Source organism: Streptomyces sp. NPDC001508 (assembly GCF_040298665.1).
Classification (GTDB): Bacteria; Actinomycetota; Actinomycetes; order Streptomycetales; family Streptomycetaceae; genus Streptomyces.
The window spans coordinates 1-21,708 of the sequence record NZ_JBEPAP010000058.1 but is presented as its reverse complement, the minus strand read 5'-3'; the positions used below and the strand labels follow the sequence as shown (position 1 = coordinate 21,708).

Below are 21,708 nucleotides of genomic sequence, written 5' to 3'. Positions count from 1 at the left end.
ACGGCCGAGCCGGTGCTCAACCTTCGGTGAGACTAACGATCATCCGTTTACCTTCGCTGAGATTCACGGAATCTTCGTTGAGACAGGTCAACTCATACCGACGGGGTTGTCGTTCGTGGGTTTCCGATATATCGTTGAGGTATCGCGACTGATCAACGATGAATGGAGTGATGGCGATGCGTACCCACGGATTCGAGCGTGGACATCGACAGGACGGCCCTCGCCGGTACGACCGGGGCGGTTTTGACGGGCGGCGGGCCGCCTTCGGGCCGTTCGGCCCCGGCGGCCCCGGCTTCGGGCACGGCGGGCACGGGGGGCCCGGCTTCGGCCCCGGGCCCTGGGGGCCGCGAGGGCGCGGCGGGCCGCGCGGCAGGGCGCGGCGCGGTGATGTACGGGCCTCGATCCTGGCCCTGCTCAAGGACCGGCCGATGCACGGCTACGAGATGATCCAGGAGATCGCCGAGCGCAGCGGCGGGGCGTGGAAGCCCAGCCCCGGATCGGTCTACCCCACCCTCCAGTTGCTGGAGGACGAGGGGCTGATCGCCAGTGAGAGCGAGGGTGGCAAGAAGCTGTTCTCGCTCACCGAGAGCGGCCGTGCCGCGGCCGACCAGGGGCCCGACGCCCCCTGGGAGGAGGCCTCGCGCGGGGTGGACTGGGAGGCGTTCGGCGAGATCCGCCAGGCCGGCTTCGGTCTGATGGAGGCCTTCGGGCAGGTCTGGCGGACGGGCTCGAAGGAACAGCGCGAGAAGGCGCTGGCCGTCATCAACGAGTCCCGCAAGAAGCTGTACCTGATCCTCGCCGACGAGGACTGACAGGACCGACAGGACTGACGCCCGCAGGCCGGAAGGCCACGCCCGCGCGCCGCGGCCGGAAGGCCTGAGGCCGCGGTCGAAAGGAGCGGCGCGTGCGATCGGAGGGCGCCCCGTGGAGCGGTCCGCGGGGCGCCTTCGCTCGGGCGCGCGGCCGACGGCTCAGGTCACCAGCCCGTCCAGCTTGCGCAGCGACTCGTTCAGGGCGGCGGTCGCCGAGTCCTTGAGCCTGCCCGCCATCAGGGAGACCGCGGCACCGGTGAACTCGCCGTCGATCCGCACCGTCGTGGCCTCGCCCTCGGGCGTGAGCGTGTAGCGGGTGGCGACGGTCACCGCCATCGGCCCCTTGCCGCGGATCGCGAGCACCCGGGCGGGCTCCAGTTCCTCGACGGTCCACTCGACCTCCGCCGGGAAGCCCATCAGCTTCATGTTCTCCTGGAAGGTCCCGCCCACCGCCAGCGTCTTGGGGCCGCCCTCGGGGAAATTGGTGTGGGTCGCGTTCCACTCTCCGTACGCCGGCCAGTCCGTGAGCCGGGCCCACACCTTCTCGGCCGGTGCCTGGATGCGTGCCTCCGCGCTGACTTCGGCCATGCGACCACCCCTTCGTGTCGGGCTACGGTGTCGCGGAACGTAGCCGCAGGGTCCCGAACATTCAATACTGATGAACCGTCAGGAATTGTGCGTGCGCGTCCCGGGCCCGGGACGCGCCCCCCGCCGTATCGCCGCCGCGTCGGACCGGTCCCAGGCGCGCGGGAGCCTGCTCTCGGCATGGCAGTGCCGCGCTTCCCAGAACAGGTCGCCGGGCAGCGGGTCCGCCGGGGCGTACGTCCGGTACACGTACTGCCTGCCGTCGACCGCGGGCAGGGCCACCAGCCCGTACCCGCTCTCCACGCTCGTGTGGACGTGCCCCTGCGCGCGGCGGTTTTCTTCGGTGGTGCGGGGCAAGGCGGCGCGCGCCGGCGTGGGGAAAACGGCCTGATCTCCTCCGTAAGGAGGAGATTGCGGGCTGCGGCGTCCACTTTGTGTGGGACGCCGAAATGCTCCCCGTCGGGGATGACTCCGGCTCACGGGGCTGATGGGGTAGGGGATGTGCAACCCCGTATTCCCCGCCAGACCGCCCATGACCAGGGCACGGACCGTGCGGGCGGCGATGCCGGACTCAGTGCCGAGCTGGCGGCGGTGGTCGCCGGTGCCCGCCGGAGGGCCGTCCGGGACGGGGACCGGCAGATCGACACCGCCCATCTGCTGCACTCGCTGCTGGAGTCCGATCCGGACGTGCGCGCCGTCATCGGCGACGCCCCGCAGATCGCCCGCCTGCTCGGCTATCTCGTGCAGCGCAGCATCGGGTACGGCCTGCGCTGGCAGAACTCCGTGGAGGACTCGGGTCCGATCGCCGTGCTGCGCGATGCCGGACCGGCCGGCACGCAGCCGAAGGAGCCGCAGCAGGAGCCAGAGCCGCAGGAGCCAGAGCCGCAGGAACCGCAGCCGCAGGAGCCGGAGCCGAACGGGCCGGCGCCCAAGGGAGCGGACTCGCGCGAGACGGAGGGCTGGTCACCGCTGGCCGCGGCCGCCATGCGGTACGCCACGACCCGCGCCGCCCTCCGTGGCGCCGACCGCGCCGTCGGCGCCGACCTGCTCGCGGCCATCGTCGGCGACCGGCAGTCCCGGGCCGTCGAAGTGCTCGGCCGCGCCGGGATCGACATGCCCGGCCTGCTCACGCGGATCGACAACCGCGCGGGGGAGTACGCGGCGGACGGCGAGGTGTCCTGAGACACGCGGCGGACGGCGAGGTGTCCTGAGACGGGGACGGCCGCCGAGCCGAGCCCGCCCCCCGTCCAGTCGGTGAGACAGGTGTCAACGGGGATGACGGTCATGACGTCGCCTGTCATCATGAGCCGGTGCCTACGTCTGAGAGCAGTCCGGGCAGCCACGGGAAGGGCGTCGGCCTCGGCCTCGCGCTCGGTTCCGCGCTCGCCTTCGGAGGATCCGGTGTCGCGGCCAAGCCGCTGATCGAGGCGGGACTCGATCCGCTGCACGTGGTGTGGCTACGGGTGACCGGTGCCGCCCTGGTGATGCTGCCGCTCGCCGTGCGCCACCGCGCCCTGCTGCGCCGCCGCCCCGGCCTCCTCGCCGGCTTCGGCCTGCTCGCCGTGGCCGGCGTGCAGGCATGCTACTTCGCCGCGCTCTCCCGCATCCCGGTCGGCGTCGCGCTGCTCGTGGAGTACCTCGCACCCGCCCTGGTGCTCGGCTGGGTGCGGTTCGTGCAACGGCGGCCGGTGACCCGCGCCGCCGCGCTCGGCGTGGTCCTCGCGGCCGGCGGCCTCGCCTGCGTGGTCGAGGTGTGGTCCGGACTGAGCTTCGACGCCCTCGGACTGCTGCTGGCCCTCGGCGCCGCCTGCTGCCAGGTCGGCTACTTCGTCCTGTCCGACCAGGGCAGCGACGCGGGCGAGGAGGCACCGGACCCGCTCGGTGTCATCGCGTACGGCCTGCTCGTCGGCGCCGCCGTGCTGACCGCCCTGGCCCGCCCCTGGACGATGGACTGGTCCGTGCTCTCCGGGACCGCGCGGATGCACGGCGACGCGGTGCCTGCCGTGGCGCTGCTCGCCTGGATCGTCCTGGTCGCCACGGTCGCCGCGTACATCACGGGAGTGCTGTCCGTGCGCCGGCTCTCCCCGCCGGTCGCGGGGGTCGTGGCCTGTCTCGAAGCGGTCATCGCGACCGTGCTCGCCTGGGTGCTGCTCGGCGAGCACCTGTCGCCTCCGCAGCTGGCCGGCGGCGTGATCGTGCTGGCCGGCGCCTTCATCGCGCAGTCCTCGACGCCCGCCAGGGGCTCCGCCGAGCCGGTGGCGGGCGGCGGCGCGGAACGCGAGTTGTCCGTACGGGGGACAGCCACCTAGGGTGCTGGGCATGCCGTCGAACGCACTCGTCCTTCCGCCCCCGGCTGCCTGAGGCGGGCCTCGGGAAACCACGCCCGGCACCTCGCCGCCGGGCCGGACGGTGTTGCCCGCAGATGAAGTCCGCGCGCCCCGCCTGAGCGGGTCGCCCCCGTACTTCTGCACATCTGCGGAGAAGATTCGTGTCGAACCCCGCCTTCGGCCTGCCGTCGGGCGTGGCCTGCTCTGTCTGACCGTCGCCGGTGCCGCCTGGGGCCACCGCCGGAGCCGCCGCCTCCCTGGTCTACCGGGCCAGTGACATGGGCGCCACCACCCTGTCCTTCTGGCGCTGTGCCGCCGGGCTCGCGCTGCTGCTCGCCGGCCGGCCGCTGCACCGGGGCGCCCCGCGTCCGGCCGTCCCGGAACCGCTCGGCCGCAAGGCCGTGAAGGCGGTCGCCACCGGCCTCGGCCTCGCCGTCTTCCAGACCGCCTACTTCTCGGCCGTCTTTGCCACCGGGCTCGCCGTCGCGACCGTAGTGACCCTGGGCGCCGGACCCGTCCTGATCGCGCTCGGCGCCCGGCTCGCGCTGGGCGAGCGGCTGGGCCGCGGCGGCGGGGCCGCCGCCGTCGTCGGGGCGCTCGCCGGGCTCGCCGTGCTCACGCTCGGCAGCGCGGGCGCGTCCGCACGCCCCTCGGGAGTGCTGCTCGCGCTGGCCTCGGCGGGCGGCTACTCCGCCATGACGCTGCTCACCCGCTGGTGGGGCCGGCACGGCGACGCGGACGCCTCCGGCACGACCGTGTGGGCGTTCGCGGTCACCAGTGCGTGCCTGCTGCCGTTCGCGCCGGCGGACGGTCTGGTCCCGCACACCGCGCATCCCGCGCGGTTCCTGTGGCTGGTGGTCTATATCGCGGCGATCCCCACGGCGCTCGCCTACGCCCTCTACTTCGCGGGCGCCGCCGTCGTGCGGTCGGCGACCGTCTCGGTGATCATGCTGCTGGAGCCGGTGAGCGCGGCGGTCCTCGCCGTCACGCTGCTCGGCGAGCACCTGACGGCGTCGACGGTCGCGGGCACCCTCCTGATGCCGGCCTCGGTCGGCGGCCTGGCGGCGACGGAGGCGAGAGACGCCCGCCGAACGGAGGCCGACCAGGCCCTGGCCTGACCCCACCACACCTGTGACCGACCGACGTCCCGCACCCGGCCGGCCTCTTGCCCCCGACCGCCACCCAGGCGCCCCGACCGCCCTCTTGCGACACCCGGTCGGCCCCTTACCCCGACCGGTCCGTCGACCCGGCCCCCGCGGGCGAACCGCACCGCCGCCCGGCCGGTCCACAAGCGCGCGGCAGATCCTTTGACGCCCGGCGGTTCCCCGAGGTGTCCGGGGGCGTCCTCGGGCGTCTGGTCGGTCTCCCGAGATGTCCGTCGGGTTTCCCGTGTGTCCGGGGTGCGCGGGTGTCCAGCGGTGTCCCGGCGGGTTCCCCGGTGTCCGGGTGGCATCGGTGTGCGGCCGGGCGGGAGTTCAGGGGTTGCGGCGGTGCAGTAGGTGTTCGCGGGCCGCGCTGTCGTGGGGGCCGTGGCGGCGTGCCAGCGCCGCGGCGATCCGGTCCTGGATCTCCTCGGGCTTCTGGCCCGCGTACTTGAACTTGGCCCGTACGTCGGTCACTTCGAGGCGCAGCCCGCGGATGCCGGGCAGCATCCTGCCGTACGGCGGTCCGTCCGGTGTCGCGGGTGCCGAGCCGCCCGCGGGCTGGAAGTGGCCGAGCTGGCGGTTGAGGAGGTCGGCCTTCTCGGCGGGGTCGTCCACCACGTGGGCCGTGCAGCGGAGCTGGACGGCCGCGTAGAAGCTGGTCGGGACGCCGTGCTCGGCCGGGGTGCCGGGGGCGGCCTGCCAGGGGCCGGGGACGTACACGTAGTCGTCGACCACGCTGAGCAGCACCTGCGGATCGGCCTGGAGCGCGGCCCACAGGGGGTTCGGGCGGGCGAGGTGGGTGACGACCTCGGCGCGGTCGGCGTCGTAGGCGAAGTGGAGGGGCTGGACGCAGGGCGGCTCGCCGGGCAGGCCGTTGACCGCGAGCTGACCGAAGTCGTGCGCGGCCAGCCAGGTCTGCCATTCCGTGTCCTCGTGCGGCGCGTCCCAGGGGTGGATCAGCATCACAGGGCCTTGAGGTAGCCGGGGAGTTCGACGCCGGCGGCGAGGTCGGCGTTGGGGAGCGGGGCGTCGTAGCCCTTGCGCAGCGGGACGACGCCCGCCCAGTGCGGCAGGCCCAGGTCCTCGGGCTCGTCGTTCGCGCCGCCGGTGCGGAGCTTGGCGGAGACCTCGTCCAGGTCCACCCGGATCACCGCGGTGGCGGCCAGCTCCTTCTTGTCGGCGGGCCGGGAGTCCGCCGCGCGGCCCGGGACGACGTGGTCGACCAGCGCGTTGAGGGCCAGCCGCCGCTCCTCGGGGTCCGTGACCTCGTGGGCAATGCCGTGTACCACGACGGAGCGGTAGTTGAGGGAGTGGTGGAAGGCGGACCGGGCCAGGACCAGGCCGTCGACATGGGTCACCGTCACACAGACCGGGAGCCCGGGGCCGGCCTGCCCCGTCATCCGCAGCGGGCGCGATCCGGTGGAGCCGTGGACGTACAGCCGCTCGCCGACCCGGGCGTACAGCGTCGGCAGCACCACGGGCGCGCCGTCGCGGACGAAGCCGAGGTGGCAGACGTAGCCCTCGTCGAGTATCGCGTGCACCACGTCGCGGTCGTACGACGCCCGGTCCGCGGAGCGGGTGGGGACGGTGCGGTCGGTCGGGGTGTAGGCGGCGGACTGTGGCGGTGTCTGCTGGGGCCCCTGCATGGCGCCTCTCCATTGCACTAGTGCATAATGTGGTTTGTGCTAGGAGAGTATCCGATCGAAGGCCGTGGCGCAGCAGAGATCGCCGCCAGCGTCGAGCGCGCGGTGGGCGACGGCCGCCTGGAGCCGGGCCGACTGCTGCCGCCCATGAGGGAGTTGGCGGCCACGTTGGGCGTCAACCCGAACACCGTGGCCGCCGCCTACCGCACCCTGCGTGAGCGCGGGGTCATCGAGACCGCCGGCCGCCGGGGCAGCCGGATCCGGCCCAAGCCGGCCACGACCGGTCGTGAGCAACTGGAGGTGGCCGTGCCGCCCGGGGTGCGCGACCTGTCCGACGGCAACCCGGACCCCGCGCTGCTGCCACCGCTCGCGCCCGCCCTCGCGGCGGTCGCGGCGGCGGGGGACAGGGAGCCGGTCCTGTACGGCGCCGGGCCGGTGGAGCCGGAACTGGCCCGGATCGCACGGGCCGAACTCGACGCCGACGGTGTGCCGGACGGGCCCCTCGCGGTGACGTCCGGATCGCTGGACGCCGTGGAACGGGTACTCGTCGCCCACCTCAAACCGGGCGACACGGTCGCCGTCGAGGACCCCGGCTGGGGTCGCACCCTGGACCTGGTGCCCGCGCTCGGGCTGCGCACGGCTCCCGTGGGTGTCGACGACGACGGGCCGCTCGTGGACGGGCTGCGGCGCGCCCTGGAGTCCGGCGCGCGTGCGCTGATCGTCACGGACCGTGCGCAGAACCCCACCGGCGCCTCGGTGAGCGCCGCACGCGCGCGTGCCCTGCGATCCGTGCTGCGCGCGCACCCGCAGACCCTGCTGATCGAGGACGACCACGGCCACGGCATCGTCGATCTGCCGCTGCACCCCCTGGCCGGCGGCACGCACCACTGGGCCTTCGTCCGCTCGGTGGCCAAGGCGTACGGCCCCGATCTGCGCCTCGCCGTCCTCACCGGCGACCCCGTCACGGTCGACCGGGTGACGGGCAGACAGCGGCTGGGGCCGGGCTGGGTCAGCCGGCTGGTGCAGCGGGCCGTGGTCCGGCTGTGGACGGACGGCACGGTGGACGGACCGGCGGTGGCCGCGGCCTACCGGGCCCGTCGGGACCCGCTCGTCGACGCGCTCGCGGAACGCGGGATCCGCGCCCACGGGCGCAGCGGCATGAACGTCTGGATCCCCGTACCGGACGAGACCGGCGCGGTCGCCCGCCTTCTGCACGCCGGCTGGGCCGTCGCCCCCGGCGCCCGGTTCCGTCTCGCGGCCCCGCCCGCCATCCGTATCACCGTCTCCACGCTCACCGAGCAGGAAACCGTCCCGCTGGCGGACGCCGTCGCCGCGGCCCTGGCGCCCGGCCCCTCGCGAAGCTACGTCTGAGCAGGCCCCTCGCGAAGCTACGTCTGAGCAGGCCCCCGGCGAAGTTCATTGCGGGGACGACAACGCCGCGAAAGGGCCGCGGGGCTGTATCGATATGCGGCTCCGCCGCGCGGGCGCGATCAGCCGCAACGGCGCCGCAGCCGACCGACGGCCCAGCGCGGCACACCCAGCGGCGCGCTCAGTGCGCGGGGCGCGCCTGGGTGAGGGCGGCGCCCGCCAGGACGATCAGCGCGCCCGCCGGTGTCGTCCAGGTCAGTGACTCGTCCAGGATCGCGACGCCGGCGGCGGTGGCGATGACCGGGATGAAATAGGTGACCATCTGGGCCGTGGTGGGCCCGACCTCGGCGACCAGGCCGTACTGGATCAGCACGGCCAGCCCGGTGCCGAGCGCACCGAGGGCGGCGACGGCGAGCAGCGGGACCAGCGAAAAGCGGCTCGGGAAGGATGTGAACAGGGGCGTGACGACGGCCAGTTGGAGCGTGGCCAGGAGCAGTTGCGCACCGGTCATCGACAGGTGCGAGTCGCCCGTCCCGGCCAGCGTGCGGCGGACGTGGATCCAGCCGACGGGATAGCTGAGCGACGCCAGCAGCGCCATCGCCGTACCCGTGGCGTCCAGACCGTGGAAGCCCTGCCAGGCGCCGAGGACGGTCAGGACCCCGAGGAAGCCGAGGCCGAGCCCCGCGACCCGCAGCCGTGTCGGGCGGTCCTCGGACAGGGCGACCAGGGACAGGGCCATGCCCCACAGGGGCGAGGTGGCGTTGCAGATGCCGGCCAGCGTGGAGGGGACCGTCAGCTCCGCGTACGCGAACAGGGAGAACGGCAGGGCGTTCAGCAGGAACGCGGCAACCGTCAGATGGAGCCAGGTGCGCGGGCCGCGCGGCAGCCGCTCCCGCTTCACGGCCATCGCCACGACGAGCACCGCCGCACCGAACACCAGCCGGCCCAGCGTGACCTGGAACGGTGCGTAGCCCTTGGTGCCCACCTTGATCAACAGGAAGCTGAAGCCCCAGATCAGCGACAGCGCGCCGAACCGGAGGCGCCAGTCGAGGCGGGCGCGGGGAACGGCGGCGGGGCGGGCCCCGGTCCGGGCGGGGGTGACGGTGGTCATGGACGCAACGATGCTGGAGCCCACCTCTTAGCACAATCGAGAATGCTCACCCAATACCTCTTAGTATTGCTTACATGTTGAACCTGGAGCGCCTGCGCACCCTCGACGCCCTCGCCCGGCACGGCTCGGTCAGCGGGGCGGCCGAGGCGCTGCACGTCACCACCTCCGCCGTCTCGCAGCAACTGGGCAAGCTGGAGCGGGAGGTCGGGCAGCGACTCCTCGCCAAGAACGGGCGGGGCGTGCGCCTCACGGACGCGGGCCGGCTGCTCTCCGAGCACGCGGCACGCATCCTCTCCCAGGTCGAGCTGGCCCAGTCCGACCTGGAGGCGCACCGCGGGCAGGTCGTCGGCGAGCTACGGCTCTCCGCGTTCCCGACCGCCGCCCGCGGGCTGTTCCCCACCGCGCTCGCGGCCCTGCGCGCCCGGCATCCGGCCCTGCGGGTGCGCTCGTGCGAGCTGGAACCGGAAAGCGGCATCGCCGGAGTGGTGCGCGGCGACCTCGACCTCGCCGTCGTACTGGACTGGTACAACAAGCCGATGCCGGTCCCGGACGGGCTGGTGAAGGCGCCCCTGCTGGACGATCCCGCCGATGTCGCCATGCCCGCGGGCCACCGGCACGCGCAGCGCGCGGAGGTGGACCTCGGGGAGTTCGCCGACGACGAGTGGATCACCTGGGGCGAGGGCGAGTTCTGCCACGAGTGGCTGATCTTCACGCTGCGCTCGCGCGGCGTCGAACCGGTCGTCGGCCACCGCGCCGCCGAGACGCACACCCAACTGGGCCTGGTCGCCTCCGGGTTGGGCGTGTGCATCGCCCCGCGGCTGGGCCGCCACCCGGTACCGCCCGGCGTCGTCATGGTCCCGCTCACCCAGCGGGTGCGCCGCCATGTGTACGTCGTCTGGCGGGCCGACGCCGACCGCCGCCCGTCGATCCGAGCGGCGGTCCAGGCGCTGCGCATGGCGGCCGAAACGGTGGGCTGAACCCGGCGAACCGCCCCAGGGCGTGTTTCGAAAGTAGCGTCGCGGGCCAGACGGGACTTTCGGAACACGCCCTAGGGCAGGCCCAGTTTGCGGAAGTCCCAGGAGACGATCTTTTCCGGGGTCAGCCGCGCCCAGGCGTGCCGGCCGTCGTGCGGCAGCTCGTCGAGGCCGAAGTTCTTGCGGGCGAACAGGGTTTCCGGGGTGTCGAGTTCGGCGCACAGCTCGCCGGTGCGCGGCACCTCGCCGACGAACTCCACGGTCCCGGACAGCTCCACGCCGCGCAGTTGGTCGTACTCCTCGCCCGAGTCCACCACGACGGCCACCCGCGGATCGCGGCGCAGCTCCGACCAGCGTTTGCTGCGCACCACCGAGTACAGCCACAACGAGGTGCCGTCCCAGGCGAACCAGAGCGCGCTGACGTGCGGCGCGCCGTCCGCGGAGACGGTGGCGACCCGGCAGGTGCGCTGGCCGGTGAGGAACTCGTCCAGTTCACCGGGCGTCATCATGATCTTCCGGCCCCGGCGTTGAGCGACGGTCATACGGCCCCCTTCTTCCCCTCTCGGGCAATGCTCGTTAGTCTCGCCCGCCCCGCACCTCGGCGAAAGGGGGCATCGTGCCGTCCTGCGAACGGCTCAGTGAACTCCTCGATCCCACGGTCACCGTGCTGCTCACCGTGGAGTGCCAGCAGGGTGTCGTGGGCCCCGACGGGGCGCTGCCCGAACTCGCCAGGGCGGCCCGCTCGTCGGGCGCCCTCGGCCATGTCGCCCGGCTCGTCGCCGCCGCGCACGACGGCGACGTCCAGGTGATCCACGCCATCGCCGAGCGCCGCCCGGACGGCCGGGGCGCCGGCCGCAACGCGCGGCTGTTCCGCGCGGCCGAACGGCTTCCCGTGCGGCAGCTGTCCGGCACCACCGCGGTGCGCGTCGCACCCCCGATCGAGGTGGCCGAGCAGGACATCGTCGTACGACGCCTGCACGGCCTGTCACCCATCCAGGGCACCGAAGTCGACGCGCTGCTGCGCAATCTGGGCTGCCGCACGCTGATCGTCACCGGTGTCTCGGCCAACGTGGCGATCCCCAACGCGGTCTTCGACGCCGTGAACCTCGGCTACACCGCCGTCGTGCCCGCCGACGCCATCGCGGGGGTGCCCGCCGACTACATCCCCGCGATGATCCGTCACACCCTCGCGCTGGTCGCCACGGTCGCGACCACCGACGAGGTACTGGGCTGCCTCAGACGGCCACGCCGCGGGGCCTGAGCCTCACGCGAGCGTGATCTGGTCACCGGACACCGTGATGTTCTTGGCGGGCAGCGGCCGGGTGGCCGGGCCGCCCTGCACCTCACCGTCGGCGACGGAGAACCTGCTGTTGTGGCACGGGCAGACGATCGCGCCGTCGGAGACGCTGCCCACCGCGCACCCCTGGTGGGTGCACGTCGACGAGAACGCTTTGAACTGGCCCGCCGTCGGCTGCGTGACCACCACGCCCTGGCCCTTGAAGATCTTGCCGCCGCCCTCCGGGATCTCGGAGGTCTTGGCGAGCACGGTGCCGCCGGCCGCGGCGTTCTCGCCGCCTCCCGAACCGCCACCGGTGGACGCGCCGTCGCCTTGCACGTCGGTGCCACCTGCCGAGTCGGACGAGCCGGAGTCGCTGTCCGATCCGCAGGCGGCCATAACGAGGGTGAGCCCCGTCGCTCCGGCCGCCGCGACGACGGTACGGCGGGCCGGCCCCGCCCCGGATTCGAGCGATGCGCTGGTCATGAGGGGATTCCCTTCCGCGGAGCTGTCTCGTGATCCGTCAAGGGGTACGGCCCGCAGGGGCCGCCCGTTCAGACTCGGCAGAGATCCCCGCGGGGGAGGTGTGAGGGACCCGGGAGTTCCTGGAAGCGGTTCGTCCAGTACGCGGTGCGGTCCAGGCAGGCGGTCTCGGCCGCCTGGCCGGCCGCCCCGTACGCGCCGTCGTACGTCCGGTGGCCGTGACCCGCGGGCGGGGCGGCGCCTTCTGGCCGCGGCAGCGCCGAGCGTCGCCGTGGCGAGTGACCGGTTCGAGCGAACCGCCCTCGTCGATGCGCCCGTCACACGACTTCGGCCGCCCCGGAACCGGGGCGGCCGAAGACAGGGGCGGAGTCGGGTGTCGTCCGGGGCCCGTGCGGTCCTGGGCGGTCCGGTGCTCCCGAGCGAGCGTGTCACACGCGGCCGTTGGTCACACGGGTGAGGAGGCCACCCTTGGCGGCCGGATGCGCGGTGGCCCTGCCCGCCGCGAACGTCGCACCCAGCACGGTGACGAGTCCCGCGCCGACGCCCATCGCGGCCATCTTGCGGTGCTTCACCACCGTCCAGGCGGTCGTGGCACCCGAGGCGACACCGGAAGCGGCGGCGGCCGTGGTCCGTCGGGTCGACTCGACGCCCGCGGCGGCGGCCCGTCCCGCCTGCGAGGCCGCCGCGCCCCACGCCGTGGTGCCGGACTCGGCGGCCTTCTTCGCCGCGGTCGCGGACTCCTTGGACTGCCGCGCCGAATCGGCGCCGCTCCTCTTGGCCTGCCCCACGGCGGCCTGCGCCTTCTTGCGGGCGGTGCCGGCGCTGCCCGCAGTGCGCGCACGCGCGGCCTGCGGGCCCTTGCTCGAATCCTTGTTCTTTTCGGTAGCCATGATGTGCGTCTTGCCGCTGAACGGCCCGTAAAACCGGCGGGGACGGCGGGCCGGGGCCATGGCGTCAGCCGCCCTGGCCGTGCGGCAGCAGCGACCCGAGCGGACCGAGGTCCAGGTTCAGGTCGTCCATCGTCAGCCCGTAGCGCTCGCAGAGTTCGGCCATGCGGTCCTCCAGGATCATCAGCGTCATGCCGACGCGCTCCTCCTGGAACTCGTCCAGGTCGCCCTGGTCCACCCGGTGCAGGGCCGTGCGTTCCATGAGCTGGCGCAGCAGCTCGACGATGGTGAGGACCAACTTGATCAGGTCGCGTTCCACCGTCTCCGGGTCCGTGCGCAGCCGCTGGGCGATGTCCCCGCCGCGCGAGCCGGGTTCCGTGCCCCCGCCTGCCTCCTGAGGGGGCGCGGGCACGAGGCCGAAGGCGCGGGCCGCCGACCGCGCGACCGCGGCGAAGTCGTCGTGCTCCGCCGTCATGGCTCACGCACCCAGGGCGACGGCTCCTCGCCGGTGATCGACCTGATGACCGCGCGCAGGTTGATGTGGACGAGATCGACGTCCGCGACGGACAGCACGAGATCCCCGGTCAGAACGGCACCGCCGGACAGGAGCCGGTCCAGCAGGTCGATCAGGGCCACTTCACGACCCGACAGCGATTCCTCCTCGAAGCCGTCGAGCCGCGCGCCGGCCGCCGGGATGTCCCAAGGCAGGGTGGTCATCGGACTTCCGCCTCTCCCCGGTCGACGTCTGTCGTGAACGAGTACGGAGCCCAGGGGCCCGTCACCTCGACCCGCACCCCCGGCACTCCCTGAGCCAGCGAGGAGACGGCGGCACGGAATGCCGCGCGGTCCGAACGCGCCACGAGATACGCCTCGTTGGCGATGTTCTCGCCCGGCCGTGGAGCCAGGCCGGCCTGCTGCGGGCGGTGCGCCGCACGTGCCCGCGCAAGCCCGGACACCGTCTGCGGCAGCAGTGCCGCCACCTCGCCCGCGGCACGGTAGGCCTCGCGGTGGCCGCGCCGCTGCGCCTGGCGGCGACGGAGATACGCACGCCCCGGAGTGTCGGCGCCGGCCCCCGCGTGCGGCGGCTGCGAGGCAGCGCCGGCGGCCGCGGGCCGCTGCGGAGGCACCGGGGTCGCGTACACCTTCACACCGAGTTCCTCATGGCCGTCCAGCCAGTCGAGGAGCCGCCGGAACCGATCGGCGTCGGAACGCAGAACGCCGGCCACGCGCGCGTCGTCGAGATACACCGTCGCGAGCCGCATCGGCAGCACGGTGGCACGGCTGTGCACGGCGTCCACCACCGCGTTGTGCGCGCGGGCCAGAGCCTCCAGCCGCTCCAGATCGTTCAGGCGGGCTTCCAGGCCCTCGGCGCCGAACTCCTCGGCGGGCACGGAGGCCACCACGGCCGCGAGCCCGTTGTGCCGGACCAGCCGCAGACCGGTCCCGCCCGCCGGCGCCGGGGGCGCGTCGGGCACGAACGGCGGGTCGGGGGCGTTCGCGCGGCACACCGCGTACAGGTAGGAGACGGTGCCGGCTTTACGGTCCGTCGTCATCGCTCCTCGCTCCCTTCGGGCCTGTACGGCTCCCGCTCGCCGTCGGTGGTCTCGGCCCCGGGGAGGGCCGTGGCCGCGCGCAGCTCCGCGACCTCGGCGCGCAGCCGGGCGATCTCCGCGGCCTGACCGTCGGTGCTCCCGGCCGGCGCGGCCGTCCGGGCACGGCCGCCCGCGTGGCCCGCCGTCATCTGCCGGTCCGGCGCGTCGTCACCGGCGCGGGAGGAGAGCGAAGGATCGTGTTCCCACCAGTCGATGCCCATCTCCTTCGCCTTGTCCACGGAGGCGACGAGCAGCCGCAGTTTGATGGTCAGCAACTCGATGTCGAGCAGGTTGATCTGAATGTCCCCCGCGATGACCACGCCCTTGTCGAGGACGCGTTCCAGGATGTCCGCGAGGTTGGCGGAGCCACCCTGCGCCGGCGGCCCGTAGGGGGCTGCGGCAGGGGACCCACCCGTACGGCCGGCCAGTGAGTCGCGCATGTCAGTTCACCCTCGTACTGATCGTCGTGGCGTCCTCGGACTCCTCGCCGTCGCGGATCTCGCCGCGCCAGGCGTCGGTGGCCGCTCCTCGCATCATGACGAACCTGCGGTACGCCTTGAGGTCGAGCCGCGCCCGCCTGCCCTGCGCACGCCAGATGGTGCCGGTCTTCTCGAACAGCCCCTTGGGGACGTACTCAAGCACCATCAGCACCCGGGTCAGGTTGTCGGTCAGCGCGTGGAAGGTGACGACACCCTTCACGGCGCCCTTGGCGCCTTGCGTCGACCACGCGATGCGCTCGCCGGGCACCTGCTCCGTGATGTGCGCGGTCCAACTCCGGGTCGGCTTTGCGGCCTTGACCGTCCGGTCGCCGGAGGTGTCGTCGGCCTCATCGGCACTCACGACACCTTTGGCGAAGGCGGAGAACTCCTGGAACCGCGGCCACTGGTCGTACGCCTCCCGCACCGGCACGCCGACGTCGATGTCCTCGCTGATGGTGACGGCCTTGGCCGTGCCTTGGCCGCTCCCCGGGCTCTTCCCGAGCGCCCCCTTCGCCTTGTCCTTCAGGGAGTTCTTGAGATGACGCCGGCCCAGGGTGTTCTTGAGACGACGCCGGCCCAGAGCGGTCACCGTGTGCGCGGCGCGGGCCAGCAGATAGTTCCGCAGCTCTTCCTTGAGCCGGTCGGCGGCGGGGCTGGCCATGATCTCCTCGCGCAGCGCGCGGAACGCCGGGTCAGCCATGGCCGCCACCTCCGCGGCTGGTCCTGCGGGCGGTACCGGAGACCGCCTTGCGTGCGGACGAGGCGGACTTCCGCGCGCCGGACGATGCCTTGCCGGTGCCGCTGGACGACGCCTTGCGGGTGCCGCCGGACGCCGTCTTCTTCGCGGCGCCGGAGGTAGGAGCACCTGTGCTCGACGGGCTTCTGCGCGGCGCCGCCTTGGCCTTCGCGGAGCCCTTCGCCGGACCCTTCGCGGCGCCGCCCGCGGATTCGTCACGCGCGTCGGCGTCTTCACGCGCGTCGGCGTCCTCGTCGCGTGCGTCGGCGTCCTCGCGCGGGAAGTCGGGCTTCGCCGCCTCCCCATGGCCGCCACCGTTCTCAAGCCGCAGCGTGCGCTCGTGCAACGAGTCGGCAAAGCCGCCGATCCGCCGAGTGAGCGCGGAAGTGGCGGCGGACTTGGTGGCGTCGAGGAACTCCCGGCGGACCTGGTCGTCCAAGCCCTCCAGCAGCGGGGAGTTGCTGAGCGCGGACCCCAACCGCCTGGGATCGAGGTTGAGTTTCCTGCCGGCCAGTACCATCCCCAGTCCGATGGCCACCTTGGCTTTCTTCGTACGTCCGAGAACGTAGCCTCCTACCAGGGCCGCGCCTATCTGGACGTTGTGGGGCATCATCTGGTGCGCACCTCGTTCTCCGGTATGAGAGGGCCGTTCACCCGTTCACTCGTTTCCCCGTGGATCCGTGGGCCGTGCGATGTCATCGATCGAGGCCGAGTCGCCATCGCTCGTACTGGATGGACTCCAACGTGTCGAGCAGTTCGTCCTCGCGCCGGTCGAATTCCTCGGCGGAGATTCGCCCCGCGACGAACTCCCTTTCGAGTTCCGCCAGTTGCCCGCGTACCGGGCCGGGGTCGTAATATTCCTGCTCGGCGACCGTCAGCACCTGTCCGAGCACCCAGGTGAATCCGCGGACCGGGGCCACCGGCAGGGTGAGGAGCTGAGTGATGAGCCCCATCAGACGAAGCTGTACGGCGGGAGCGGGCCGTTCAGCCGGATCGTGTACGCATCGCCGTGCAGCGCGGCCTCCTCGTGCACGGCCTGCGAAAAGGCGGCGGCCTTGTCGCGCTTCACCAGGAACGACACATTCAGCAAGGCGTCCTGCGGTGCCTCACCCACCACGGTGTCGAGCGCGGCGGGGGAGAGCCGCTCGGTGATCTCCTTCGCTTCCCGTTCCTGGCGGGCCTCGACCTCTTCGGCGATGAGTTCACCGAGGCGCATCTTCTCGTTCTGCGCGTCCGGGTTCTCCCGGGTGAACTCGTTCAGCCGGCGGATCTCGTCCGATGCGCGAACGATCTCCTTCAGCAGATCGTCCGCGTCCCGCGAGACCTTCACATTGAACTCAAGACAGCCGTCCAGCTGCGCAAGCAGTTCCTTGTAGCTTTCCCGGCGGTCGTCGAGGACCGCCGCCACCTGCGCGTCATCCGGTCCCACGAGCCCGAACCGCATGGGCAGCGCGGCGCCGTCGGCCATCAGGCTCTCCAACACGGCCTGGTGCGCGGCCACATCCCTGCGCTTGGCCCGGAGGCCGTCGGGCGCGTCACTGACGACCGCGGTCAGTTCCCCGGCCCGCACCGTACGCACCGTGGCGGCGGGCTCGCCCACCCCGTTCAAGGCGTCGACGCGGAGCGGATGGTCGGACGCGGTGATCGCGTAGACGTAGGTGGGCATGGACTACTCCTCCCGGCGGCGGGTCGTACGGCGGCTCGACGACGTCGACTTGCCGGCGCGCTCGCCCTCTCCCTCACCGTCGGAGTGGCTCTGGAGGGAATCGGTGATCGCCTCGACCGCTCCGGTCAGCGCTCCCTTGCTCTTGCCCCTCGCGCCGCGCTCCATGGAGTCGCCGACGAGATCGGTGAGGCCGGAGGGCTTGTTGCGGCCCGACTCCAGGTCGAGCCTGTTGCACGCCTCGGCGAAGCGCAGATAGGTGTCCACACTGGCTACGACGACGCGAACGTCGATCTTGAGTATTTCGATCCCGACCAGGGAAACCCGGACGAAGGCGTCTATGACGAGACCGCGGTCGAGTATCAGTTCCAGGACGTCGTAGAGATTCCCCGAACCACTACCGCTCGTCGGAACACTGGACTGCTGAACTATGCTCACGGTGCTACTCCCTTTCTTTCTCGTGCCTCATCGGTCGACCCGGCCCCGCGCGTAGCGTTGCGCGCGCTCGTAGCCGGTCAGTTCGCCCCGGTCGTCCATGTCGACGCGATACGACGCCATGACACTGGACGTGTCCGGAACGCGTTCGATCTCCACGACCTCCACGGAGGCGGTCCAACCGTCGTCGGTCCTCTTGATCGCGGACACCGAGTCCGGTTCCCTGCCGAGCAGTTCGGCGAGTTGGGCAGCGGCGCGGCGCATCGCTTCGGCAGCGCCGATGCGTTCGCGTTCGCTTCCGCTGTCGCCTGCGTCGTTCCTCTCGGTTCTCGTCATCGTCCGTCCGTAGCCTCGTGGAAGAAGAAGGGGTGGCCGGAGCCGCGGCGCGGTACGGGACGTCGTAGCCGTACGCACTCGGCGGGTCGGCGGCGTCCTCGCGCAGCGGCGTCGAGACCTGTCCGGCCGTTTCCGGGGCTTGCTCTTTGTGTAGGGATCGCGTGCCCGTCACTACCGGATCCATGCCCGAAGCACGTCAGCGCGGGCACTGAGGACGCGACTTGAGCCACCGTGACCGCCACAGAGACGTGGGCGAGCACCTGCACGACTGCCCACCGGAAGCCGCGTCGGCGGCCTCGGCCCAGGTTGACTCGCCCCACGTCCCGTAGGGCGAGCCTGTGAGCTTGAGTGGACGGTCGGGGGCCGCCCGAGCCTTGTGCGGGTGCCGGGCCGCGGTGACCTCGTCGACGGGGATGATCAGGCGGACAAGCGCTACGGCGGACGTCAGGCATCCCCGGCCTGGGATGAGGGATACCCAGTTCGACAGCTGGACGCTGCGCTCCCCGCTGGGTCTCCTGCTGCTTTGAGCGCAGAAAGCTGCTGAGGACGAGGCGAGTCCGCAGGGTTTCCTTGTCGACTTGGCCGCGGGGGCTTCGGCCCAGGAAGCCGGCGTTTTGGACTCGACCCAAGGCACGGATCAGGCCGCGTGCCCTTTCCCGGTCGTAGCGGCCGACGCGGGGCTGAGCGTGTGAGCGCTTTTCATGACGGGTGTTCAGTCGGTTGCTCCTGCGCAGTTGTGTCCGGATGGCGGGGCGTCCTCTCGCGGTGAGTGGTCGTGTCCCGCCGGGTGGTGTAAGCGATCATGCGCCTCGCCCTCCGGAACCTGGCTCGCGAGGATCTCTCCGTTGGGCTCGGCACGCGAAGCGGCCCGGTCAGGCGCCGGGAGCGCCCCGGTCGTTCGAAGTTCCCGCTGTGGCCTGCGAGTTCTGGTCCCTTGATCGGCTACACCACTCGGCGGGACGCCATCCGGTGAGTGCAGCCGAGTCCGTGTTCAGAGGGTGCGGCGATGGCGCGGTCCCCTTGGCAAGCCCGGGCGTGCGGCGGGGACGGGCAGCGGATCGGGGCGGCGGTGGGGACGCGGGGAGGCTGGTCCCGCGGGATAGGTGAGTCCGATGTGTGTGCTGGTCGCGGCCACGGCGAATGCCGTCCGTCGGCCCGATCTGCCGCCAGGTGGGCAGCAGGCCGCCGCCGCAAAGCTCCGGGTCCCTGCGCGAAGACGTTCGCGACCGCCGGATGCGGAACAGCACCGCAGCATCGCCAGGGACGTCCCCGGAGAAGAGTCGGCCTCCCTGCGCCTCCCGTAAAAGAACGATCGTTCTTGACTGGTCGTTCTTTAATCGCATACGGTCATGGGCATGGGACGACCACGCGCCTTCGACACCGATCAGGCCATCAGTACCGCGGCCGCCCTCTTCGCCGCCCACGGCTACGAGGGCACCTCGGTGGACGACCTGGTCACAGCCACCGGCGTCCACCGAGGCAGTCTCTACAAAGTCTTCGGCTCCAAACGGGGCCTGCATCTGACCGCCCTGCGCAACCACCTCGACCACGAGATCCACCCGACCACCGCCGCCATCGCCACCCTCATCGACCCCACGCAGGCACTGACAGCAGCCATCGCCTCGTACGACAACGGCCCGGCCGCCGGACTTCTCCTCCTTGCCGCCGCCGAACGCGCCCCCCACGACCCAGAGGTTGCCGCGCTGGTCGCGGAAGGCGTCACCGCTCTGGAGGACGCCCTGCGCCCCTCCCACGGTGACGCCGCCCCTCAACTCGCCTGCACCGTCCTCGGTACCCGCCTGCGCCTGCGCGCCCAGCCGACCGCCCCCAAGGAGCACTGACATGGCCCTGATCTCCATCGACCGCGAACGCGGCCTGCTGACCGCCGAATTCCAGGGCCTCGACAAGCTCTGGACTCTCAAGAGCCGCCTGGAAATCCCCCTCGCCCATGTGCGTGGCGCCACCCACGACCCCGGTATCGCCCGCGAACCGAAGGGCATCCGCGTCGGCGGCACCTACTTCCCCGGTGTGATCACCGCCGGCCGCTTCCGCCGCGACGGTGAACGCCTCTTCTGGGACGTGAAGAACCCGGACAAGGCGGTCGTCATCGAACTCGCCGACGCCGAAAGCTACGACCGCCTCGTCATCGAGGTCGACGACCCCCGCGCCACGGTGGCCCTCATCGAACGGTCCATCGCCCGCGGCTGAACCGTGACTTCAGGCTTGGACGCCCTTCTGGCGGCCCTGTACGTGTTCATCGACGACCACGTGCCGCCTCGTCGCCGGATCGGGCGACCGCCGAAGCCGTCGGACGCGGAACTGCTGTGCCTGGCCGTGACGCAAGCGCTGCTGGGCTTCAACTCTGATCGACTCCACCCCGCTGCCGTGCGCGGTCTCCCACGAGACGGTCAAACCTTCCGAGCCTGCCGGGCACGCCGGCTACGGACACTGCCGCAGCCACTTGCGTTCTCCTGGGGCTTCCGGCTGTACCTGCCGACCACCGCCGAGGGCATGTCAGCCACCTGGGGCCTGGCCGGCCCCAAGCCCGGCGAGCGAGAGGCGACGACGGCGTTACCGGAACGCGATCACCACCTGATCCGGGCCGGGCAGCCGCTTCCCGCCGACACAATCAGCTGACACGGCCGACACTCCGGACAGGTGGAACCGCCTCCGCCAGGGCATTCATCAGGTGTGTATCGGTGGATGGTGCACTCCTGCCTTGCCCTCATCAAGGGGCAGGAGGCAAACGGTTCGGGGACTCGCACGACGGGGAGGGACGCGAGATGCTGATCGAAAGGGTGTTCCGCAGCGAGGACTTGCCCCCGGCCGACCGGTTCGACTCCTGGCGCGAACTGGTCGGCCAGACCCATGCTCCACTGGAGCTGCGCAGTGACCACTGGGCGGATTTCCGGGCTTCCCAGCGCCTGCTCGACCTCGGTGCCGTATCCGTGTGGCCGACAGCCTTCCAGCCACTGTGCTTTCGGCGGACGCCGAAACTGATCCGGCAGTCCGATCCCGAGGGGCTGCATATCTCCCTGCCTCTGGGCGGGGCGCTGCGCGCCGTCCGGGGCGAGGAAGAGGCCGTGTACGGGCCGGACAGTCTCTGTGTCGTCGACACCTCGCGGCCCGTCGACATCCACGGGGGCGACGACGTCGGCCTGCACACGGGAGTTGGGCTGGAAGTCCCCAAAGCACTGCTGCCACTGCCCCGCAACCAGTCCGACCAGGCGGCCCGGCTGCGGCTGTCAGCGCAGGACGGGTTCGGCTTCCTGCTGGCACAGCTGCTCACCCAGCTGGCGAGAGGCACGAATTCGTACCAACCCTCCGATGGACCCCGGCTCGGGACCGTCGTGGTCGATCTGGTGTCCGCACTGATCGCCCATGCCTTGGACTCGGGCAACTCGCTCCCACCGGAAACCCGTCGGCAGGCGCTCGTCCTACGCATCCGCGCCTTCGTCCAGCAGCACCTGCACGACCCGCATCTGACCCCGCGTGCCATCGCCGCCGCGCACCACATCTCCATCAGCTACCTGCACCGCCTCTTCCAAGAGGAAGACGACACGGTGACCGCCTGGATCCGCAGCCAGCGCCTGGAACGCGTGCGCCGCGACCTCGCCGATCCCGCGATGCGCGCCATTCCCATTTACGCCGTCGCCGCCCGCTGGGGCTTCCCCAGGGCAGCCGACTTCACTCGCACGTTCCGCACCGCTTATGGCATCCCGCCAAGGGACTACCGCAACCAAGCGCACGGTGTCGCCGAGTGAGGTTTTCTCAGCGAAATGATCTTCGCGAAACGTTGTGAACCGCTCATCCCTGGGCGGATCGGATGAACCCACCCTGGTCGTGGGCAGACGTA

Annotated in this window: 27 protein-coding genes and 2 pseudogenes; 11 read left to right on the top strand and 18 right to left on the bottom strand. The window is 71.9% G+C overall.

The window, feature by feature from the left end:
* Window positions 1-176 precede the first annotated feature (176 nt).
* Window positions 177-812, top strand: a complete 636-nt coding sequence (locus ABT245_RS35575; protein ID WP_351742040.1) for a PadR family transcriptional regulator — start codon at window positions 177-179, stop codon at window positions 810-812.
* Window positions 813-971: 159 nt separating this feature from the next.
* On the opposite strand, the gene ABT245_RS35570 is transcribed toward ABT245_RS35575, so the two are convergent.
* Both ABT245_RS35570 and ABT245_RS35565 read right to left on the bottom strand, forming a co-directional pair.
* Entirely contained in the window at window positions 972-1,400 is a 429-nt protein-coding gene (locus tag ABT245_RS35570) for a type II toxin-antitoxin system Rv0910 family toxin (RefSeq protein WP_351742038.1), read from the bottom strand.
* Window positions 1,401-1,478: 78 nt separating this feature from the next.
* Window positions 1,479-1,679: a hypothetical protein gene (locus tag ABT245_RS35565; RefSeq protein ID WP_351742121.1), complete on the bottom strand. Its 201-nt coding sequence runs from the start codon at window positions 1,677-1,679 to the stop codon at window positions 1,479-1,481.
* Window positions 1,680-1,898: 219 nt separating this feature from the next.
* On the opposite strand from ABT245_RS35565, the gene ABT245_RS35560 reads away from it, so the two are divergent.
* The 3 genes and pseudogenes from ABT245_RS35560 (at window position 1,899) to ABT245_RS35550 (ending at window position 4,842) form a co-directional block, all read left to right on the top strand.
* Window positions 1,899-2,579 (top strand): Clp protease N-terminal domain-containing protein, encoded by a 681-nt coding sequence (locus ABT245_RS35560; RefSeq protein WP_351742036.1) that lies wholly within the window; start codon window positions 1,899-1,901, stop codon window positions 2,577-2,579.
* A 128-nt stretch (window positions 2,580-2,707) separates the two neighbouring features.
* On the top strand, window positions 2,708-3,706 hold the full coding sequence (locus tag ABT245_RS35555) for an EamA family transporter (protein WP_351742033.1): 999 nt from the start codon (window positions 2,708-2,710) through the stop codon (window positions 3,704-3,706).
* Window positions 3,707-3,885: 179 nt separating this feature from the next.
* Window positions 3,886-4,842 (top strand): annotated as a pseudogene (locus ABT245_RS35550) (DMT family transporter).
* A 357-nt stretch (window positions 4,843-5,199) separates the two neighbouring features.
* On the opposite strand, the gene ABT245_RS35545 reads toward ABT245_RS35550, so the two are convergent.
* Both ABT245_RS35545 and ABT245_RS35540 read right to left on the bottom strand, forming a co-directional pair.
* Window positions 5,200-5,832 carry an FMN-binding negative transcriptional regulator gene (locus tag ABT245_RS35545; protein ID WP_351742030.1) on the bottom strand — a complete coding sequence of 211 codons (633 nt, stop codon included), beginning with the start codon at window positions 5,830-5,832 and terminating at the stop codon, window positions 5,200-5,202.
* Window positions 5,832-6,515 carry a pyridoxamine 5'-phosphate oxidase family protein gene (locus ABT245_RS35540; RefSeq protein WP_351742028.1) on the bottom strand — a complete coding sequence of 228 codons (684 nt, stop codon included), beginning with the start codon at window positions 6,513-6,515 and terminating at the stop codon, window positions 5,832-5,834. Before ABT245_RS35540 ends, ABT245_RS35545 begins: the two co-directional genes overlap by 1 nt.
* A 36-nt stretch (window positions 6,516-6,551) precedes the next feature.
* Here ABT245_RS35540 and ABT245_RS35535 point away from each other — a divergent pair, with 36 nt between their 5' ends.
* Entirely contained in the window at window positions 6,552-7,883 is a 1,332-nt protein-coding gene (locus ABT245_RS35535) for an aminotransferase class I/II-fold pyridoxal phosphate-dependent enzyme (RefSeq protein WP_351742026.1), read from the top strand.
* A gap of 178 nt (window positions 7,884-8,061) precedes the next feature.
* Here ABT245_RS35535 and ABT245_RS35530 read toward each other — a convergent pair whose 3' ends face one another.
* Window positions 8,062-8,991 (bottom strand): DMT family transporter, encoded by a 930-nt coding sequence (locus ABT245_RS35530; RefSeq protein ID WP_351742024.1) that lies wholly within the window; start codon window positions 8,989-8,991, stop codon window positions 8,062-8,064.
* Between the two features lie 74 nt (window positions 8,992-9,065).
* Between ABT245_RS35530 and ABT245_RS35525 the strand changes: the two genes are divergently transcribed.
* Window positions 9,066-9,968 carry a LysR family transcriptional regulator gene (locus ABT245_RS35525; RefSeq protein WP_351742021.1) on the top strand — a complete coding sequence of 301 codons (903 nt, stop codon included), beginning with the start codon at window positions 9,066-9,068 and terminating at the stop codon, window positions 9,966-9,968.
* Between the two features lie 71 nt (window positions 9,969-10,039).
* On the opposite strand, the gene ABT245_RS35520 is transcribed toward ABT245_RS35525, so the two are convergent.
* Complete coding sequence (locus tag ABT245_RS35520) at window positions 10,040-10,507, bottom strand: pyridoxamine 5'-phosphate oxidase family protein (protein ID WP_351742019.1); 468 nt, start codon at window positions 10,505-10,507, stop codon at window positions 10,040-10,042.
* A gap of 74 nt (window positions 10,508-10,581) precedes the next feature.
* Here ABT245_RS35520 and ABT245_RS35515 point away from each other — a divergent pair, with 74 nt between their 5' ends.
* On the top strand, window positions 10,582-11,226 hold the full coding sequence (locus ABT245_RS35515; RefSeq protein ID WP_351742017.1) for a cysteine hydrolase family protein: 645 nt from the start codon (window positions 10,582-10,584) through the stop codon (window positions 11,224-11,226).
* A gap of 3 nt (window positions 11,227-11,229) precedes the next feature.
* Here ABT245_RS35515 and ABT245_RS35510 read toward each other — a convergent pair whose 3' ends face one another.
* The 12 genes from ABT245_RS35510 to ABT245_RS35455 all read right to left on the bottom strand — a co-directional run bounded on the left by ABT245_RS35510 (window position 11,230) and on the right by ABT245_RS35455 (window position 17,852).
* Window positions 11,230-11,727 (bottom strand): Rieske (2Fe-2S) protein, encoded by a 498-nt coding sequence (locus ABT245_RS35510; RefSeq protein WP_351742014.1) that lies wholly within the window; start codon window positions 11,725-11,727, stop codon window positions 11,230-11,232.
* Between the two features lie 425 nt (window positions 11,728-12,152).
* Window positions 12,153-12,614, bottom strand: coding sequence for a hypothetical protein (locus tag ABT245_RS35505; protein ID WP_351742012.1), 462 nt, complete (start codon window positions 12,612-12,614; stop codon window positions 12,153-12,155).
* 64 nt (window positions 12,615-12,678) lie between these two features.
* Window positions 12,679-13,086: a gas vesicle protein K gene (locus ABT245_RS35500; protein WP_351742009.1), complete on the bottom strand. Its 408-nt coding sequence runs from the start codon at window positions 13,084-13,086 to the stop codon at window positions 12,679-12,681.
* Window positions 13,083-13,328 carry a gas vesicle protein gene (locus tag ABT245_RS35495; RefSeq protein WP_351742007.1) on the bottom strand — a complete coding sequence of 82 codons (246 nt, stop codon included), beginning with the start codon at window positions 13,326-13,328 and terminating at the stop codon, window positions 13,083-13,085. The genes ABT245_RS35500 and ABT245_RS35495 overlap by 4 nt, the downstream gene beginning before the upstream one ends.
* Complete coding sequence (locus ABT245_RS35490) at window positions 13,325-14,164, bottom strand: GvpL/GvpF family gas vesicle protein (protein WP_351742005.1); 840 nt, start codon at window positions 14,162-14,164, stop codon at window positions 13,325-13,327. The genes ABT245_RS35495 and ABT245_RS35490 overlap by 4 nt, the downstream gene beginning before the upstream one ends.
* Complete coding sequence (locus ABT245_RS35485; protein ID WP_351742003.1) at window positions 14,161-14,643, bottom strand: gas vesicle protein; 483 nt, start codon at window positions 14,641-14,643, stop codon at window positions 14,161-14,163. Before ABT245_RS35485 ends, ABT245_RS35490 begins: the two co-directional genes overlap by 4 nt.
* A 1-nt stretch (window position 14,644) precedes the next feature.
* The gene (locus ABT245_RS35480) at window positions 14,645-15,382 is read right to left on the bottom strand and encodes an SRPBCC family protein (protein ID WP_351742001.1); all 738 of its coding nucleotides are present in this window, start codon (window positions 15,380-15,382) and stop codon (window positions 14,645-14,647) included.
* On the bottom strand, window positions 15,375-16,031 hold the full coding sequence (locus tag ABT245_RS35475) for a hypothetical protein (protein ID WP_351741998.1): 657 nt from the start codon (window positions 16,029-16,031) through the stop codon (window positions 15,375-15,377). Before ABT245_RS35475 ends, ABT245_RS35480 begins: the two co-directional genes overlap by 8 nt.
* An 82-nt stretch (window positions 16,032-16,113) precedes the next feature.
* Entirely contained in the window at window positions 16,114-16,371 is a 258-nt protein-coding gene (locus ABT245_RS35470; protein WP_351741996.1) for a gas vesicle protein GvpG, read from the bottom strand.
* A complete protein-coding gene (locus ABT245_RS35465) occupies window positions 16,371-17,084 on the bottom strand; it encodes a GvpL/GvpF family gas vesicle protein (protein ID WP_351741994.1) in 714 nt (237 codons plus the stop codon). Before ABT245_RS35465 ends, ABT245_RS35470 begins: the two co-directional genes overlap by 1 nt.
* Window positions 17,085-17,087: 3 nt before the next feature.
* Window positions 17,088-17,519, bottom strand: a complete 432-nt coding sequence (locus tag ABT245_RS35460; protein WP_351741991.1) for a gas vesicle structural protein GvpA — start codon at window positions 17,517-17,519, stop codon at window positions 17,088-17,090.
* Between the two features lie 27 nt (window positions 17,520-17,546).
* A complete protein-coding gene (locus ABT245_RS35455; RefSeq protein ID WP_351741988.1) occupies window positions 17,547-17,852 on the bottom strand; it encodes a gas vesicle protein GvpO in 306 nt (101 codons plus the stop codon).
* A gap of 1,355 nt (window positions 17,853-19,207) precedes the next feature.
* On the opposite strand from ABT245_RS35455, the gene ABT245_RS35450 reads away from it, so the two are divergent.
* From ABT245_RS35450 to ABT245_RS35435, 4 genes and pseudogenes are all read left to right on the top strand, one after another.
* Window positions 19,208-19,693 (top strand): TetR/AcrR family transcriptional regulator, encoded by a 486-nt coding sequence (locus tag ABT245_RS35450; RefSeq protein WP_351741985.1) that lies wholly within the window; start codon window positions 19,208-19,210, stop codon window positions 19,691-19,693.
* Between the two features lies 1 nt (window position 19,694).
* A complete protein-coding gene (locus ABT245_RS35445; protein ID WP_351741982.1) occupies window positions 19,695-20,060 on the top strand; it encodes a hypothetical protein in 366 nt (121 codons plus the stop codon).
* Between the two features lie 3 nt (window positions 20,061-20,063).
* Window positions 20,064-20,477, top strand: a pseudogene (locus ABT245_RS35440) (IS982 family transposase); the annotation flags it as partial.
* Window positions 20,478-20,635: 158 nt separating this feature from the next.
* Window positions 20,636-21,616: an AraC-like ligand-binding domain-containing protein gene (locus ABT245_RS35435; RefSeq protein WP_351741976.1), complete on the top strand. Its 981-nt coding sequence runs from the start codon at window positions 20,636-20,638 to the stop codon at window positions 21,614-21,616.
* Window positions 21,617-21,708: the final 92 nt, after the last annotated feature.

Coding starts and splice junctions, on each gene's coding strand:
- ABT245_RS35575 (WP_351742040.1), top strand. CDS start 177: ATGCGTACCCACGGATTCGAGCGTGGACATCGACAGGACGGCCCTCGC.
- ABT245_RS35570 (WP_351742038.1), bottom strand. CDS start 1,400: ATGGCCGAAGTCAGCGCGGAGGCACGCATCCAGGCACCGGCCGAGAAG.
- ABT245_RS35545 (WP_351742030.1), bottom strand. CDS start 5,832: ATGCTGATCCACCCCTGGGACGCGCCGCACGAGGACACGGAATGGCAG.
- ABT245_RS35540 (WP_351742028.1), bottom strand. CDS start 6,515: ATGCAGGGGCCCCAGCAGACACCGCCACAGTCCGCCGCCTACACCCCG.
- ABT245_RS35530 (WP_351742024.1), bottom strand. CDS start 8,991: ATGACCACCGTCACCCCCGCCCGGACCGGGGCCCGCCCCGCCGCCGTT.
- ABT245_RS35525 (WP_351742021.1), top strand. CDS start 9,066: ATGTTGAACCTGGAGCGCCTGCGCACCCTCGACGCCCTCGCCCGGCAC.
- ABT245_RS35520 (WP_351742019.1), bottom strand. CDS start 10,507: ATGACCGTCGCTCAACGCCGGGGCCGGAAGATCATGATGACGCCCGGT.
- ABT245_RS35510 (WP_351742014.1), bottom strand. CDS start 11,727: ATGACCAGCGCATCGCTCGAATCCGGGGCGGGGCCGGCCCGCCGTACC.
- ABT245_RS35505 (WP_351742012.1), bottom strand. CDS start 12,614: ATGGCTACCGAAAAGAACAAGGATTCGAGCAAGGGCCCGCAGGCCGCG.
- ABT245_RS35500 (WP_351742009.1), bottom strand. CDS start 13,086: ATGACGGCGGAGCACGACGACTTCGCCGCGGTCGCGCGGTCGGCGGCC.
- ABT245_RS35495 (WP_351742007.1), bottom strand. CDS start 13,328: ATGACCACCCTGCCTTGGGACATCCCGGCGGCCGGCGCGCGGCTCGAC.
- ABT245_RS35490 (WP_351742005.1), bottom strand. CDS start 14,164: ATGACGACGGACCGTAAAGCCGGCACCGTCTCCTACCTGTACGCGGTG.
- ABT245_RS35485 (WP_351742003.1), bottom strand. CDS start 14,643: ATGCGCGACTCACTGGCCGGCCGTACGGGTGGGTCCCCTGCCGCAGCC.
- ABT245_RS35480 (WP_351742001.1), bottom strand. CDS start 15,382: ATGGCTGACCCGGCGTTCCGCGCGCTGCGCGAGGAGATCATGGCCAGC.
- ABT245_RS35475 (WP_351741998.1), bottom strand. CDS start 16,031: ATGATGCCCCACAACGTCCAGATAGGCGCGGCCCTGGTAGGAGGCTAC.
- ABT245_RS35470 (WP_351741996.1), bottom strand. CDS start 16,371: ATGGGGCTCATCACTCAGCTCCTCACCCTGCCGGTGGCCCCGGTCCGC.
- ABT245_RS35465 (WP_351741994.1), bottom strand. CDS start 17,084: ATGCCCACCTACGTCTACGCGATCACCGCGTCCGACCATCCGCTCCGC.
- ABT245_RS35455 (WP_351741988.1), bottom strand. CDS start 17,852: ATGACGAGAACCGAGAGGAACGACGCAGGCGACAGCGGAAGCGAACGC.
- ABT245_RS35450 (WP_351741985.1), top strand. CDS start 19,208: ATGGGACGACCACGCGCCTTCGACACCGATCAGGCCATCAGTACCGCG.
- ABT245_RS35445 (WP_351741982.1), top strand. CDS start 19,695: ATGGCCCTGATCTCCATCGACCGCGAACGCGGCCTGCTGACCGCCGAA.
- ABT245_RS35435 (WP_351741976.1), top strand. CDS start 20,636: ATGCTGATCGAAAGGGTGTTCCGCAGCGAGGACTTGCCCCCGGCCGAC.